Origin of the sequence: Rhizobium sp. BK008, from assembly GCF_014197345.1 — a bacterium.
Lineage (GTDB): Bacteria > Pseudomonadota > Alphaproteobacteria > Rhizobiales > Rhizobiaceae > Rhizobium > Rhizobium anhuiense.
On the sequence record NZ_JACIFK010000001.1, the window covers coordinates 965,742 to 980,283 of the forward strand.

The 14,542-nt window shown below is 61.1% G+C and carries 14 protein-coding genes and 1 other annotated feature; of the genes, 9 read left to right on the plus strand and 5 right to left on the minus strand.

Annotation, left to right across the window (positions count from 1 at the left end; translation table 11 throughout):
- Window positions 1-80: 80 nt before the first annotated feature.
- Window positions 81-1,820, minus strand: coding sequence for a rhomboid family intramembrane serine protease (locus FHT69_RS04635; protein ID WP_183904981.1), 1,740 nt, complete (start codon window positions 1,818-1,820; stop codon window positions 81-83).
- Window positions 1,821-2,100: 280 nt separating this feature from the next.
- Between FHT69_RS04635 and FHT69_RS04640 the strand changes: the two genes are divergently transcribed.
- Window positions 2,101-2,490 (plus strand): hypothetical protein, encoded by a 390-nt coding sequence (locus tag FHT69_RS04640; protein WP_047610454.1) that lies wholly within the window; start codon window positions 2,101-2,103, stop codon window positions 2,488-2,490.
- Between the two features lie 205 nt (window positions 2,491-2,695).
- Window positions 2,696-3,073 (plus strand): hypothetical protein, encoded by a 378-nt coding sequence (locus FHT69_RS04645; protein WP_025554511.1) that lies wholly within the window; start codon window positions 2,696-2,698, stop codon window positions 3,071-3,073.
- A 72-nt stretch (window positions 3,074-3,145) separates the two neighbouring features.
- Here FHT69_RS04645 and FHT69_RS04650 read toward each other — a convergent pair whose 3' ends face one another.
- Entirely contained in the window at window positions 3,146-3,913 is a 768-nt protein-coding gene (locus FHT69_RS04650; RefSeq protein ID WP_025554513.1) for an adenylate/guanylate cyclase domain-containing protein, read from the minus strand.
- Between the two features lie 233 nt (window positions 3,914-4,146).
- On the opposite strand from FHT69_RS04650, the gene FHT69_RS04655 reads away from it, so the two are divergent.
- On the plus strand, window positions 4,147-6,366 hold the full coding sequence (locus FHT69_RS04655; RefSeq protein ID WP_047610452.1) for an adenylate/guanylate cyclase domain-containing protein: 2,220 nt from the start codon (window positions 4,147-4,149) through the stop codon (window positions 6,364-6,366).
- Between the two features lie 17 nt (window positions 6,367-6,383).
- On the opposite strand, the gene FHT69_RS04660 is transcribed toward FHT69_RS04655, so the two are convergent.
- Both FHT69_RS04660 and FHT69_RS04665 read right to left on the minus strand, forming a co-directional pair.
- Window positions 6,384-6,908, minus strand: a complete 525-nt coding sequence (locus FHT69_RS04660) for a YHS domain-containing (seleno)protein (RefSeq protein ID WP_097542310.1) — start codon at window positions 6,906-6,908, stop codon at window positions 6,384-6,386.
- 45 nt (window positions 6,909-6,953) lie between these two features.
- Entirely contained in the window at window positions 6,954-7,601 is a 648-nt protein-coding gene (locus FHT69_RS04665; protein WP_025554517.1) for an ankyrin repeat domain-containing protein, read from the minus strand.
- Between the two features lie 207 nt (window positions 7,602-7,808).
- On the opposite strand from FHT69_RS04665, the gene FHT69_RS04670 reads away from it, so the two are divergent.
- The 4 genes from FHT69_RS04670 to FHT69_RS04685 all read left to right on the plus strand — a co-directional run bounded on the left by FHT69_RS04670 (window position 7,809) and on the right by FHT69_RS04685 (window position 11,329).
- Window positions 7,809-8,597, plus strand: coding sequence for a DUF899 domain-containing protein (locus FHT69_RS04670; RefSeq protein WP_025554519.1), 789 nt, complete (start codon window positions 7,809-7,811; stop codon window positions 8,595-8,597).
- A gap of 298 nt (window positions 8,598-8,895) precedes the next feature.
- Window positions 8,896-9,273, plus strand: coding sequence for a response regulator (locus tag FHT69_RS04675; RefSeq protein ID WP_025554521.1), 378 nt, complete (start codon window positions 8,896-8,898; stop codon window positions 9,271-9,273).
- A gap of 77 nt (window positions 9,274-9,350) precedes the next feature.
- Complete coding sequence (locus FHT69_RS04680; protein ID WP_025554522.1) at window positions 9,351-9,602, plus strand: hypothetical protein; 252 nt, start codon at window positions 9,351-9,353, stop codon at window positions 9,600-9,602.
- Between the two features lie 134 nt (window positions 9,603-9,736).
- Window positions 9,737-9,792 (plus strand) — a sequence feature (sul1 is cis-regulatory element that is thought to sense ions involved in sulfur or methionine metabolism; They are found in Alphaproteobacteria).
- Window positions 9,793-9,862: 70 nt separating this feature from the next.
- Window positions 9,863-11,329: a SulP family inorganic anion transporter gene (locus FHT69_RS04685; protein WP_183904982.1), complete on the plus strand. Its 1,467-nt coding sequence runs from the start codon at window positions 9,863-9,865 to the stop codon at window positions 11,327-11,329.
- Between the two features lie 21 nt (window positions 11,330-11,350).
- Here FHT69_RS04685 and FHT69_RS04690 read toward each other — a convergent pair whose 3' ends face one another.
- Window positions 11,351-12,274: a LysR family transcriptional regulator gene (locus FHT69_RS04690; protein WP_028758743.1), complete on the minus strand. Its 924-nt coding sequence runs from the start codon at window positions 12,272-12,274 to the stop codon at window positions 11,351-11,353.
- 100 nt (window positions 12,275-12,374) lie between these two features.
- Between FHT69_RS04690 and FHT69_RS04695 the strand changes: the two genes are divergently transcribed.
- Both FHT69_RS04695 and FHT69_RS04700 read left to right on the plus strand, forming a co-directional pair.
- A complete protein-coding gene (locus tag FHT69_RS04695; protein WP_183904983.1) occupies window positions 12,375-13,256 on the plus strand; it encodes an NmrA/HSCARG family protein in 882 nt (293 codons plus the stop codon).
- Between the two features lie 227 nt (window positions 13,257-13,483).
- Window positions 13,484-14,293, plus strand: a complete 810-nt coding sequence (locus FHT69_RS04700; protein ID WP_183904984.1) for a class I SAM-dependent methyltransferase — start codon at window positions 13,484-13,486, stop codon at window positions 14,291-14,293.
- Window positions 14,294-14,542 lie beyond the last annotated feature (249 nt).

Consider the following 14,542-nt stretch of genomic DNA (forward strand, 5'->3'; position numbering starts at 1 on the left):
AGCCCGTGGCGGAAAGCTGCGCACCGCAATGCCGCCTCCCGCACAGCGCGCGGCAATGTTACAGCTGGCAAGCCGCGGCATCACTTCGCCGCGAGCTTGCTCAGTTCGCCACGTGCTCCATGATACTCGATGAATGTGGCCGGGCAGGACGCCAAGGCCGTCTCGAACCTGCGGCGTGCCTCCTGCGTGGCTCCAGCAAAGAGATACCATTCGCCAACGTAGAAGGTGGCCTCGCAAATCTGGTTGCTGCCGGCCGCCTTCGCTGTCAACTCCTCCGGCTTCAGCTCGTGGAGGAAAAGACGATAGATGGGATAGGGCCACGCCGCTTGGTCGATCTCGCCGGCTGCAGCCCTGAGATCGGCGGGCGCATTTAGATCGCCGTCCCGGGTCTGAGCCATGAAATGCCAAAGACGATAATAGGGGGCGGTGCGTGGATCCTGGCTTGCCAAGGCGGTAAATCCCGTCGCGGCCTGCTCATACCTTCCCCCGAAATAGTTGGTCATCGGGTCGTTGACATAGAATTGGCGCATATTGGTAATGGGCCAAAGCGACCCGGTCGCGATGAGGACGAATGCAGCGCTGAAGGCGATCGCGGCCGCGCCGAAACGCGGCGTCGGCCGTTCCCGCGGCCAGAGGGCCAACAGCAGGAGCGAGAGCGCCGCGCCGGTCACCGCGCCGCCGAAATGGCCGGCATAGTCGATGGCCTGCCCATCCTTCGCCGCAGAGAGGAACGGCAGCAGCGAGGGAACCAGAATCTGGATGGCGCCCATCTGCAGGGAAGGTGCGATCGGCGTCGACCGGAAGCGAATGCTGCCGGCGATCACGGCCGCGAAAAGCCCGACGATGCCGCCGGAAGCGCCGACGCCAACCGCAGTGATGTCATTGATCCAAATTGACGCAATGGAGCCGCCAAGGGCGCTTGCGAAGAAGATTGCCGCAAACCATCGCCAGCCGATTAGCCGTTCGAACAGCATTCCCGCCATCCACAAGCAGAAGCAATTGGAGGTGAGATGGACGATGCCTCCGTGCATGAAGGGTGCGGTGAACAGCCGCCACCACTCGCCGCTCTCGACGATACTCGGGCGAAACGTGCCGCCGAGTACCAGCAATGTCCGAATACTGGGGGAGCCGGCCTTGGACGCTTCGACGCCGAAGGCAAGTTCGCCCGTATAGACGGCGACGAGAACGGTAAGAAGAGCGTAAGTGAAGACTGGATAACGGGCGCCATCGAAACCCGGCTCGGGCACTTCGTCTTCTTCCTCCTCGGCGATCGAACCGGCTTCCTGCAAGGCTTGCCATTGGGCTTCGAACGCTTCGGTCGCCACTCCCGCGAATTCGTTGAATATGGCGTTCGAACGGCCTCGCAACATATGCAGAGGGATGCCAACCTTGAGGCGCGAACCAACGAACCATTCCGGCAGCCTGGCTGCAAGCCCCCGTCTGATCAACGCCTTGGCGGCGGCGGGATCAAGGTGGAGGACTATGGAATCTGCGCCTTTGCTCTGGAATCTTTCGAAGCTCCGGATGTCTGACCAGCGTATAATCTGGTCGGGGAAATTCGGCAGCCGGACGCCGGCCGTCGATATCACCAATCCGGGCTTCCTGGAAAAGAGCTTTGGCACGAGCAGTAGCGCGAGGGGGCCAAAGAACACTGCGCCCAGCACCGAGAAGAACCAGACGGCATGAGGGTCCTTGTTCTTCGGCGGATGGAAGCCCAACAGGATGGCCCCGGCCGCGATGGCGATCAAAATCAGGATGATGAGCAGCAATTTGTATTTATTGTAGGCGTATTCCGATCTGCGCAATTCTTCCGGCTTCATTCAAAATTCTCACTGAAAAGGCATAATGGCACCGCGCTTACCCGAGATCGCAAGCGAGTGGTTTCCGTATCAAGAAGATTTCTCCGAGAGAGACTATCTACTTGCAATAGAATTTTGCAAGCCGGCTTCGAAGATCTCGAACGCGGATGCGGATGACGGCCGGCCTGTGGACGCGCAGCGTCAGCATTGCTTGATTTCATGTATTGCAAATATTATTCCCGCTGTGTTTGTAAGAATACGCAGCGTTTATCACGCTCCGATTCTTTGGAGATTTAATGGAATGAGAATAAAAATTCTTGCCTGCGCTGCCCTGCTGATGCTGGCCGGCTGCAACGCCCCCGTGTCGCAATCCGTTGCGGATTCGCAGCGTCCTCCCTCGAATGACGTCCGGCAGAACTTCGTCAACATCGTGTTCAAGAGAACCTACAGGCACGAAGCGGGAGAAGTCGTATGGGCTCGCATTTCCAGCGTGGTTCTGCTCGATCCTGAAAAAAAGATCTATGCTTACTGTGTGCGGGTGGTGCCCAAGCGCAGTTGGGGAGACTGGGCCTATCTCGGCGTCTCCTTCACGGACGGCAAAATATTAGGCGCGACGGTGAATGACGATCGCTGCCGCGACAAGCGGCTGCGCTACTACCCGTTTCCTGAGATGAACGGCATGAAAACCTGATGAAGGAGCGAGGGGCGCGCCACCGTTCGAGGCTTTGATGAGCGGCAGCGCGGCATGCCCGTCATGGGCGCGCGGCATCCTCCAACCTTCCTCATGCTGAGGTGCGTAGCCCGCAGGCGGAGCCTCGAAGCACAGGGTGCGGCGCTGCTGCTTGCAGCCTCGGGAAACCCGATCCATCAATTTTGATTGAGAGAGCTTCAACGGAATGAAAATCAAGTTCCTTGCTTACGCTGCCCTGCTGGTATTGGCCGGCTGCCAAACCGCGGTGCCGCAATCCGTTACAGACTCCCAACGGCCGCCTTCCAGCGCAGTGCGACACGAGTACGTCGACGCTCTGCGGGGAACCATTAAACCGGGGAACTTCGTAAAGGCGGAGATTTCCAGCGTGGTTCTGCTTAATCCGGAAAAGCAGATATATGCTTATTGCACGCGCACGACGGAGCGCGGCAACCCAAACTGGTCCTATATCGGCCTGGGCTTGCAACACAACATGATATTGTACCTGAAAAGGAACGACTATCGCTGCCACGACGAACGGCTGCGTTACCATGATTTTCCGGAACTCCGGAACATGAAGTACTGAGCCAGAGGCGGGGTCTTTCCCAGCCTCGCCGGCACCCCTTTCGGACGCCATCAAAACCAGAGATCTCGTCACTCAGCGCTTGACCAGCACGCTTGCCTGCACCGGCTGCTCGATACCCTTCAGGGCAAGCATGCGCGTTTCGGCGTCTGCGGTGAGAGCGGGCGCCTTCGCAGTCGTTTCGGCAGAGATCAGGATCTCGCCGGCGGCGGCCTGGGATTCGAGCCTTGCGGCCTGATTGACGACTCCGCCGATCGCGGTGAAATCGCTGCGGAAGCTTGAGAATTCGCCGATCTGGACCTCGCCGGAGTGGATGCCGACGCCGACGCCGAGGGTGCGGCCGGGTAATGCCTCGAGCGTCAGGCCGTTCAGCGCTGTGGCGCAATTTCGCTGTATTTCTAGGGCGGCCAGGATCGCAGCGCCGGCGTGATCATTCCGAACGATTGGGAAATTGAAGATCGCCATCAGTCCGTCGCCCATCTGTTTGTTGACGATGCCGTCATGCGCCCAGATCGCCTGCGCGCAGCGATCCTGGAACAGGCTGACGATCTCGCTCAGTTGCACCGCCTCGATACGCTCCGACAGATCCGTGAAACCCCGGATATCGGCAAACAGGATGGTGGCGTCGACGGTGATCTGGCGCTGCTTCTTGACATATTGGAAGGAGCGCTCGCAGATCGTGCAGATATCGGGGTTCATCTTGCTGCGAGTGATGCCGAAGGCGCGGAAGGGCAAAGCGAGGGGGCCGCCGATCGGGATCGGCATATGCATCTGGTCCCAGCAGCCGCGGCAGATCCTGGCGCTGCCGTGCCTGGCCGGCTCCATGGAAGAGGTTGTCGTCATGTTTCCAAATCCGTCGCCTGATAGTCAAAAAAACAAGCTTCCAATACTTGGTTGCTTTTGACAACTCTCCCAATCATCGAAGACAATGATGGCTTGAAGTATTTCGTTCGGCGCCATCCTGATCAGACACATCGCCGCCAAGTCGAATATCGTGTGGTGCGGCGATAGCATCGCGATAGGACCTCCTGTAGGATATTGTTCATAATACATTCGCTCTCCAGGAAAGACCGGGGATGGAGCGCCGTCTTGCAGCAATCCTGATCGCTGATGTCGTCGGTTACAGTCGATTGAGCCAGATCGACGAAGAGGGCACGCGTGCGCGTTTCCAGGCGGATCAGGACAATGTCTTCGAGCCGGCGATCGAGCGTCATCACGGCCGGCTTGTCAAAACCATGGGCGATGGTCTGCTGGTCGAATTCCAGAGTGTCGTCGATGCCTTGCGCTGCGCGGTGGAGGTTCAACAGCTGAAAGCCACGCATAATGCCGCTGTTGTCCCGGAGCATCGGCTCGAGTTCCGGATCGGCATCAATCTCGGCGATATTATCGTCGAGGGCGAGGACATCCAAGGCGACGGCGTCAATATCGCCGATCGAATGCAGGCGCTGGGGGAGCCGGGCGGCATCGCCATATCGGGCACGACATACGACCAGGTGAAATCGAAAGTCCCGGTCGGTTTCGCGTCGCTCGGCGAGCAGCGGCTGAAGAGCATCACCGAACCGGTCCGGGTCTATCGCGTCCTGCTCGACCCGACTGCTGCCGGCAAAACCGTCAAGACCCGCAGGCGCCCGCCGATGCGCCGCCTCATTGCGGGCATCGCAGCCGCCGTCATCCTCGCTCTTGCCGGTGCGGCGCTCTGGTGGTGGCAGCCGTGGATGCCGGCAAAACCCCCGGGGCTCGGCGAACGTTTTGCCTATCCGCTGCCGGACAGGCCCTCGGTTGCAGTTCTGCCCTTCATCAATGTCAGCGGCGATACCGAGCACGACCATCTCGCGGAGGGGTTGACCGACGACCTGATCACCGAACTGTCGAAAGTATCGGGTCTCTTCGTCATCGCCCGCCATTCGGTCTTCGCCATCCAGGACTCCGCCGGCAAGATCCAGGACGTGGCTGCCGAACTCGGTGTTCACTATGTGCTCGAAGGCACCTTGCAGCGCGCCGGGCCGCGGCTGCGGATCAATGTCAAACTGATCGACGCGGTCACCGGCCTGTCGCTCTGGGCCGAGCGCTACGACCGCCAGTATACCGATCTCTTCGCGGTTCAGGACGATGTGATCGGCAAGATCATTGCGGCCCTGTCGGTCAAGCTCAGCGCGCGCGAGCGCGACCAACTGGCCCGAATCCCGACCGAAAATCTCGAAGCCTATGATTATTACATGAGAGCCGAGCAGGAGGGCTTCATCTTCAGGGATGTCGATACCTACCGCCGGACGCTCTCCTTCTACCAGAAAGCGATCGATCTCGATCCGGGCTTTGCCAATGCCCATGCGGGCATTGCGCGCGTCGCCGTCGATGTCTGGCGCAACGACTACAATTATCTCTGGTCGGCTGCCGTTGCCCGCAAGATCGCCTATGACGCCGCCGGGCAGGCGCTCAAGCTCGATCCCAACAATGCCAGGGCGCACACCGTCCTTGCCCTGCTGCAATGGGTGGACGGGCGCGAGACGGAGGCCAGGAATTCCGCCAATATGGCCGTCGCGATGCAGCCGAACGATGCGGAGGCCGCCGCCAATCTCGCGCTCATCCTCGTTCACACCGGAAGCGCGGGCCAGGCCGTCGCCGAGATGGAGAAGGCCTTGCGGCTCGACCCATCGCCGGCGCCGAGCTTTCAACTGCTGGCGGGGATCGTCTTTTATACCGCCGGCGACGACCAGCGGGCGATCTCGCTGATAGAGCCGACGCTCGACAGCCTGCCGAAGGTCGAGCCGGCGCGCGAATATCTGGCGGCTGCCTATGCGGATCAGGGCAATCAAACCAGGGCCGCAGCGGAGACGGCAAAGCTGCTGGAGCTCTTCCCGGAGAGCAATCTGACCTATTACGGCTATCTCTATGATTATTGGCAGGACGGTGATCTGCAGCGCCATCTGGCCGGATTGCGAAAGGCCGGCATTCCCGAATGGCCCTTCGGTTTTACAGGCAATCAAGGCGACAGGCTCGGCGAGGCAGAGCTGCGCAATCTCGTCGACGGCAAAAGCTGGAGCGGCAAGCACAAGAACGGCACGGATTTCATGCAGTATTTCGACAAGGCCGGAAATACGGCCTATCGCAGCGCCAATACCAACATCACCGGCACGGTCGAGGTGCGAGGCGACAGAATCTGCGAAAAATTCGCCGGCTACTTCCTCGACCGGATGGTATGCGGATATGTCTACCGCAACACCACAGGCGAGCAGGGCGACCGGCCATATGTACACGTGACGCCGCGCGCCCTGACGTTCTTTTCACTTACGCCCTGACGTGCCGGCGATGGGCTTCATTTTGTCGCCGGTTGCTGCCAGACGGTGTGCATCTTCTCCGAAATCAGTGTCTGCTGAACTTCGGACCAATGCTTCTTGGAGTCGGTCACCTTGGTCGGATTCTTCTCCATGCCTTCCGCCGCCCCGGGATCATAGCTGAGATACAGTTTGCCATCGATGATCCGCCAGGCTTTCGGATCGATATTGGTCGTCACCGTCCCGAAAGACACGCCATCGGCGCAATAGCCGCCATATTGCGGCGCATATCTGGACGGATCGCCCTTGAAGAGGTCGCGATTTTCAGCGCTGGAAAAATACCAGGTCGCGCCAAGCCAGTGATAGGAATATGTCTCGGATCCTTCGATGGCCTGATTTTCCGTGAAATAGGCGACCGGGTCGTAACCCTTGATCGCAACATTTCCGAAATAGCCGGTATTGACGAGTTCCTCGGCCCCCGCAGGCTGAAGGAAGGAGAGCAGCATGACCGTAGCGCCAACGGTTACGCCCACCCGCTTTCCGCATTTTTGCACATGATAAGACATAACAAGCTCCGTTCCCGGACGCGGTCTGTTACCTCAAGCGAAATGCTATTGCCGTTTGGTGCATTCCTTGTAGAGCGGTTCGCCTACAAGCTCGGCTTTCTGGCAAACAGCACCGGCTTCTATGAGTAATTTGGCCGTATCCCAATGCGCCCGCCACCCGGCTTGAGTGAGAGGCGTGTACCCATTTCTTTCCGTCGCTTCGACATCCGCATTCTTCGTCAACAGAAAAGCGACCACCTCAGTGCGGCCCTCTTCGGCGGCGCCGTGCAGCGGCGACATCTGATAGAAATTCTTCCTGTCGTTGACGACAGCTCCCTCTGCGACAAGCAGTTTCACCACCTCCAGATTTCCTCCATAGGCTGCCGCATGCAGTGCCGTCAGCCCACCCTTGTTGCGAATTTCGATGTCGGCGCCGCGATCCAGCAAAAGAGCGACGACATCGGCATGGCCCGCCAATGACGCGATAATCAGCGCCGGCTCGCCCGCCTCATCGACCTCCGACAGATCGGAGCCCTGATCCAGCAACTGTTTGACGCGTGCGACATCGCCATCCCCAGCCGCCTGGTGCAAAGGACCAGCCCATGATGGCAGCACGCCCATGGCAAGCGCAGCAACAGTCGCGATAAAAACATTCACGGGCACGATCTCGGCTTGATTGGGGTTCGCATGCGCCGTTTTGTCGCGTTTTAGCACGCGTGCCGGCCGTAAACAAGATTACGCTAATGGACGCGCTCGTGGTCAACACCACGCATGCGCTGCGGCTGCGACCAACGGTTCCGGGGAATACGGTCACACTTGTTACTCCCCCTGTCCGATTTCCGATGCGAAACTATCTCAGACCAATGCGCGATGAACCGGGCTTCCAAACCAGGGAATTCGCCCTGATGAGGAGATTGAACCATGACTGCTTCAGCCGAGAATGGAAAAAGCGGACAAGCCATGCACAAGCCGCCAGTCGTGTCGCCGCAGGCCTGGGAGGCGGCCCGCGAACAGCTGCTGGTCAAGGAAAAGGCCGAGACCCGGGCTCGCGATGCGCTCGCCGCCGAGCGCCGGCGCATGCCATGGGTGGCGGTCGAGAAGGCCTATGCGTTCGAAGGTCCCGGGGGCAAAGTCAGCTTGCTCGATCTGTTCGAAGGCAGACACCAACTCATCCTCTATCGCGCCTTTTACGAACCCGGCGTGTTCGGCTGGCCCGAGCATGCCTGCCGCGGCTGCTCGATGGTGGCCGATCAGGTCGCCCATGTCGCCCATCTCAACGCCCGCGACACGACGCTGGTCTTTGCCTCGCGGGCGCCGCAGGCCGACATCACGCGGCTGAAGGCGCGCATGGGCTGGACGATGCCGTGGGTTACCATCACCGACAGCTTCGACAAGGATTTCGGCGTCGACGAGTGGCACGGCACCAACGTGTTCTACCGCGACGGCGAGCGCATCTTCCGCACCTATTTCATCAACAACCGTGGCGACGAGCAGATGGGCGGCACCTGGAACTACCTCGACATCACCCCGCTCGGCCGCCAGGAAGTCTGGGAAGACTCGCCCAAGGGCTACCCCCAGACCCCGACCTACAAGTGGTGGAACTGGCACGACAGTTATGTGCCGGACGCCGAGCCCGACAAGAAGTGGGTCGAGGTGTCTGATGCAGGGGAGGCGGCGTTTCGGGCCGAGAGCGCAAACGAGAAACCGTGAGGGAGGCAGGCGGCTGCGGATCAGCGGCCTGCAGGCGCCGGTCCGTCGGGCCGCGCCGGCGAATCTTGGCCGCCTGCCATAGAGCCGTTGCCTTGCCGGCCGCGGCCCATGCTTTCCCGATGCCGGAGCGACCGCGCCATCGGCCGGTTTCCCCACAGGACCAGTGGCGGGCCGGTAACGCGACGCTGCCCGCTGATCGCCAACTTATTCTTCTCAAAGTGGAAACTTTTCGGGGACGGTTGCGTTGTAGTCGCTACCGGCAGTGCGCCTGACAGGCCGTCTATGGGGAGGCTTATGCATGAAGGTCATGATCGTTGAAGACGAGAATTTTATCGCTCTGGAACTCGAGCGCATCGCGCAAGAGGCCGGACACCAGACCATTGGGCCGGTCTCGACGGTGGAGCAGGCTCTCGCCCACGCTCAAAGAAGCGATGTCGCGCTCGTCGATCTCAGTCTCTCCGACGGGCTGAGCGGCGCCCAGCTCGCGCGCCGGCTGATCGATCGCCATAGAGTTGACGTCATCTTCGTGACCGGCAGTCCCGAGAGCGTCGGTCACGGTATCGACGGTGCACTTGATGTGATCGCCAAGCCCTTTACCGACGAGAGGGTCGCCAGCGCGCTCTCGCGGGCGGCGGCGCGACGCAAAGACTTCGACAGCAGCAAGGCTGCGTTCTGAACAGCAAGGCTATGTTGTGATAAGAAGAAGATCGGCGTCATTCAGACCGTTGGCGCCTTCCTGAGGAGATAGTCCGGATGAAGCACGCGCTCATTGCCGTTCTCTTCATTCTCAGCGCTTGCGCCAGCGCAGGGGATCCGCAGCCTCTTCCGGGCAGCCTCACCTATGGCGGAAAGGTCCTCCATTCGCCCTATCGTCCGGGAACGGTGGTCAAGAATACCTTTCTCGGCGATTTCGGTTACCGCGTCTTCGAAACCTATGTCGTTCAACCGGATGGGACGCTCAAGCTGACGTCCCAAAGCACAGGGCCGGACTTCCTCTGGCAGTGAAGGCTCCTCCCAGAGGGCGCAAGGTGCGCGCACCTCGAGCATTTGAGGCTGCTCGTTGACTTTTACATTTTTCATTTCAGTTCAGTTGAATGTTGCGCTGCGGTAAAAATTTCGTCTATACCGCAGGCATTCACAACGGACCCGGTGAGACCCCGGGTGGCTCTTCTGGCCGCCGATCCGCCAGACAACGCAAAACCTGCATGCCGTCACGCGAACGCTCGCCAGAGCGGGTCTGGCCATGCTTTGCGAGAATCTATCCCATGCTGCTTTCCTCCATCCGTCGTGATTGGTCCGCCAATCCTATGCGCGAAATGCTCGCCGGAGCGGTGGCGACCTTCGCCCTGATCCCCGAGGTGATCGCCTTTTCCTTCGTGGCGGGAGTCGATCCCGAAGTCGGTCTGTTTGCCTCTTTCGTGATCAGCATCGTCATTGCCTTTACCGGTGGACGCCCGGCGATGATTTCGGCCGCCGCCGGGTCGGTGGCGCTGGTCGCAGCGCCGCTGGTGCATGCCCATGGCTTGCCCTATCTCTTCGCGGCCGGGCTGCTGGCGGGGTTAATCCAGATCGGCTTCGGCCTGCTGCGCCTTGGCGTGTTGATGCGCTTCGTGTCGAAATCCGTCCGCACCGGCTTCGTCAATGCGCTAGCTATTCTGATCTTTGCCGCGCAAATGCCGCATATTGTCGGTGCCGGCTGGATGGAATATGCCGTGCTGATCGCCGGGCTTGTTATCATTTACCTGACGCCGCGGATCACCACCGCGATCCCGTCGCCGCTGATCTGCATCCTGATCCTAACCGTCGCGTCGATGGTGCTCGGGCTTCCCGTGCTGACCGTCGCTGACCTTGGCAAGCTGCCGGAATCGCTTCCGGTGTTCGGCTGGCCGGCTGTGCCGCTGACGCTGGAAACGCTTAGGATCATCGCCGGACCAGCACTTGCCATCGCCATGGTCGGGCTGTTGGAATCGATGATGACAGCGAGTGTCGTCGACGATCTCACGGATACGCCGAGTTCGAAGAACCGCGAATGTACCGGTCTCGGTCTCGCCAATGCGGCCGCGAGCCTGTTCGGCGGCATTGCCGGCTGCGGCATGATCGGCCAGACAGTCAGCAACGTGAAATATGGCGGGCGCGGCCGGCTTTCCACGCTATTTGCCGGCGCGTTCCTGCTGATCCTGATGGTGCTCCTGAAGCCGTGGGTGTCCGAGGTTCCCGTCGCCGCACTGGTGGCGATCATGGTCATGGTATCGATCGACACGTTCGATTGGTCGTCGCTCCGAGCCGTGGTGGTCCATCCCAGGATGTCGAGCGCCGTGATGGTGGCGACCGTCATCGTCACCGTCTTCACCGCGAACCTGGCGCTCGGGGTGACGGTCGGGGTGCTGCTCAGCGGCGTGTTCTTTACCTTCAAGGTTGCTAGCCTGCTGCAGGTGGACGTCGCGCCCGACGCAACGACCGGGCGGCTGACCTACCGCGTGTCCGGCCAGGTGTTTTTTGCCTCCGCCGATGTCTTCGTCGAGGCTTTCGACGTTCAGGACGCGATCGGCAAGACCGTGCTGATCGACGTGTCCGAAGCGCATTTCTGGGACATCACGGCCGTTGCTGCGCTCGACAAGGTCGTCCATCGTTTTAGGGCGCACGACATCGCCGTGGAGGTCGCGGGCCTTAACCAAGCCAGCGCGACTTTGATCGGAAGTCTCGACGGCAAGGTGGAGTTGAAGGAGGTCTAACGGCGAAGGTCGGATTTCATCCTAAGGCGATATGATGGCGAATTCCTCGCTCCCGCCAGTTCCTGTGGCGTTCAGCCGTGTGACGGCCAGTTCAATGAATGCTTTGACCAAAGGCGGCAGGTGTCGGCTGCTGGGATAGACGACATGGAAGCCGCCGGCCGGGGTCGTATAGCCGTCGAGAACGCGGCGAAGCCGCCCATCCTTGATGCAGGCTTCGGCAAATCGGTGTGGCAATTGGGCGATTCCGTGGCCGGCGATCGCGGCGGCCATCACCGCCTGCATCTCGTTGGCGGCGAAGCGGCCCGAAACCGCGATCGTTTCCTGACCGCGCGGACCTTCCAGCAACCATTGCGCATGGACGGACTGGCCGGCGATGACGCAGTCGTGGCGGACGAGATCTTCAGGCGCAGCGGGCGGGCCGCAGCGGGCGAGATAATCCGGGCTTGCGCAGAGAAGGCGGTGCATCGAGCCGAGTTTGCGGGCGACCAAGGTAGAATCCTCGAGGACACCGGTGCGGAAGGCCAAGTCTATGCCGTTTTCGACGAGGTTCAGCCTGTCGTCGGTCAGGCGCAGTTCGACCCTCGTCTTCGGGTAGGTCGAAAGAAATCCAAAGATCGCATCCTGGAGGAAATGGCCACCGAAGCCGACCGGCGCCGATATGCGGATCGTGCCGGCAGGCTCCGCACGCGCTTCCGCAAGCCGCAGGTTGGCGCCTTCGATGGTGCGTAGCGCCTGGCTGCTTTCTTCGTAGTAGAGACGCCCTGAAGCCGTCAGGTTGAGGCTGCGGGTCGTGCGCTGCAGCAGCCGCACGCCGAGTTCGCGTTCCAGCTCGGCGATGCGGCGGCTGACCGTCGTCTTCGGCATGCCGAGCAAGCGCGCGGCGGCGGTGAAGCTGCCCGCTTCGACGACGCGGGCGAAGATCATGATATCGTTTAGATCGAGCATTGTAGCTCCACATGGTACGATGTTTCTCAATTATGGGCCATTATGGTTCAATGCGACAGACCCTAACTTTGCTGTATCCGTCACAACAAGGAGTAGACAGATGAGCAACACACGAAGCGTTCTGGTCACAGGCGCCACCGGCCAGCAGGGCGGCGCGGTCGTGCGCGCCCTGATCGCGCGGGGACATCGCGTCAAGGCGATTAGCCGCCGGCCGGACAGCGAAGGCGCAAAACGGCTGACCGCGGCGGGAGTCGAGGTCGTCGCCGGCGATCTTGACGACGCGGCATCCGTGGCGACGGCGGCAAAGGGCGTCGACACGATGTTTCTGATGGGCAACAGCTACGAGGCCGGAACGGACGCGGAAACCCGTCAGGGCATTGCCGTCGCCAATGCGGCAAAGGCCGCCGGCGTCGGCCACCTGATCTATTCCTCCGTCGCCGATGCCGACAAGAAGACCGGCATTCCGCATTTCGACAGCAAGTATCTGGTCGAGAAGCATATCGCCGGTCTCGGCATACCCTATACGATCAGCGCGCCCGTCGCCTTCATGGAAAACACAGTGGCACCCTGGGCGATCGACGGCCTGCGCCAGGGCGTCTACGCCGCCGCGCTGCCGCCGACGCGCGTGCTGCAACAGATCACCATTGATGACATTGGTGCTTTTGTCGCGGCATTGGCGGAGCGGCGCGAACAGGTATTCGGCAAGCGTTACGATATTGCCGGCGACGAGTTGTCGGGCGAGCAGCAGGTGAAGATCTTGTCCGAGGTGCTCGGCCGCCCGATCACTTACCGGGAATTGCCGATCGCGGCGATACGGCAGCAGAGCGAGGATACGGCGCTGATGTTCGAATGGTTCGACCGCACCGGCTACGACGCCGGTATCGCCGCCCTGCGCCGCGATTTTCCTGAGGTCGGCTGGCACAGCTACGCCGACTGGGCGCGGGGCTTCGATTGGAGTGTGCTCGGTAGGGCGGGCGGCTGAGTTGATGCGGTATCACCGGGCGGTGATATCGCCGGCTGATGACATCTGACGGAGGTGGATCGGCCGGCAATCGCCTTACGGCCACCTCGAAAGAGGGGCAACGATAGCCCGACTTCTCGGCATCCTCGGCCTCGAGCCGAGGATGCAGGCGATCGTGCCCGCTTGCACAGTCGCCGGTGAATCCTAGTATTCAATCGAAGACTTATGTCCTTGAGGAGGAGGCTTCGATGCCGTCGAGTTTCAACGTCGAAAGTGCCGATGGTTATGAACGGCTGATGGGGCGCTGGAGCAGGAGGCTGGCGCCGATGCTGATCGATTTCACCGGTCTCGCGAATGGTGATCGCGTGCTCGATGTCGGTTGCGGGACCGGCAGCCTGGCGTTCACTTTGGCGGAAACGCCAGGCCTGCGGGAGATCGTCGCCGTCGACTATTCGCCGGTCTTCGTCGAGGCCGCAACGCGGCGGAACACCGATCCGCGAATAACGATCCAGCAAGCCGATGCCTGCGCTCTTCCTTTCGAGGACAACCGCTTCGACCGGGCGATGTCGCTGCTCGTCCTGCATTTCGTGCCGGAGGCGGGAAAGGCGGTGTCCGAGATGCGCCGCGTCGTACGCCCGGGCGGCGTGGTCGCGGCCGCCGTCTGGGACCATTATGGCGGCATGTCCGGCATGCGAATGATGTGGGATACGGTGGTGATGCTCGACGAGAATGCGCTGCCCTTGCGGCGCAGATATTGTTTCCAGCCGATGACGCGGCCGGGGGAGATGAGGGGGAGCTTCATCGCGCAGGGCCTTGTCAATGTCGAGGAGACGTCGCTGTTGATCCGGATGGAGTATTCTTCCTTCAAGGACTACTGGGATCCAATCGCTGCCGGTGAGGGGCCGCTCGGCAAATATGTCGCAGGGCTGGATCCGGCGAAGCGACGGGCCGTCGATGCCGCCGTCAGGGCGGCATACGAGGCGGGCGAGCCCGATGGGCCGCGGTCTTTCACGTCGGTGGCGTGGGCGTGCCGGGGGCAGGTGCCGGCGGAAGGCTAGGCACAGCTTGCTGCGTATGGCGCAAGTCCAAGAGAGCCTCCTCCTGAGGCACCGCGCAGAGATCTCCAACGAAGGGGCGGATACGGGGCGGCATCAAATGGACGCAGGGAGCGGCGTTGCGGCGTGTTCTTCGAGGCTTCGCCCTTCGGGCTCGGCGCATCAGGATGAGGGACGTTGGAGAATGCCGCGCCCAAAGGGCAGGGCGCTTGCCGGTCGCATGCCTGCGACAAGGAGCCGCGTGTGACCCGA

Bases quoted from the DNA above. Each gene is read 5' to 3' on its own strand.
- FHT69_RS04635 (WP_183904981.1), bottom strand. From the start codon at position 1,820: ATGAAGCCGGAAGAATTGCGCAGATCGGAATACGCCTACAATAAATAC.
- FHT69_RS04640 (WP_047610454.1), top strand. From the start codon at position 2,101: ATGAGAATAAAAATTCTTGCCTGCGCTGCCCTGCTGATGCTGGCCGGC.
- FHT69_RS04645 (WP_025554511.1), top strand. From the start codon at position 2,696: ATGAAAATCAAGTTCCTTGCTTACGCTGCCCTGCTGGTATTGGCCGGC.
- FHT69_RS04650 (WP_025554513.1), bottom strand. From the start codon at position 3,913: ATGACGACAACCTCTTCCATGGAGCCGGCCAGGCACGGCAGCGCCAGG.
- FHT69_RS04655 (WP_047610452.1), top strand. From the start codon at position 4,147: ATGGAGCGCCGTCTTGCAGCAATCCTGATCGCTGATGTCGTCGGTTAC.
- FHT69_RS04660 (WP_097542310.1), bottom strand. From the start codon at position 6,908: ATGTCTTATCATGTGCAAAAATGCGGAAAGCGGGTGGGCGTAACCGTT.
- FHT69_RS04670 (WP_025554519.1), top strand. From the start codon at position 7,809: ATGACTGCTTCAGCCGAGAATGGAAAAAGCGGACAAGCCATGCACAAG.
- FHT69_RS04675 (WP_025554521.1), top strand. From the start codon at position 8,896: ATGAAGGTCATGATCGTTGAAGACGAGAATTTTATCGCTCTGGAACTC.
- FHT69_RS04680 (WP_025554522.1), top strand. From the start codon at position 9,351: ATGAAGCACGCGCTCATTGCCGTTCTCTTCATTCTCAGCGCTTGCGCC.
- FHT69_RS04685 (WP_183904982.1), top strand. From the start codon at position 9,863: ATGCTGCTTTCCTCCATCCGTCGTGATTGGTCCGCCAATCCTATGCGC.
- FHT69_RS04690 (WP_028758743.1), bottom strand. From the start codon at position 12,274: ATGCTCGATCTAAACGATATCATGATCTTCGCCCGCGTCGTCGAAGCG.
- FHT69_RS04695 (WP_183904983.1), top strand. From the start codon at position 12,375: ATGAGCAACACACGAAGCGTTCTGGTCACAGGCGCCACCGGCCAGCAG.
- FHT69_RS04700 (WP_183904984.1), top strand. From the start codon at position 13,484: ATGCCGTCGAGTTTCAACGTCGAAAGTGCCGATGGTTATGAACGGCTG.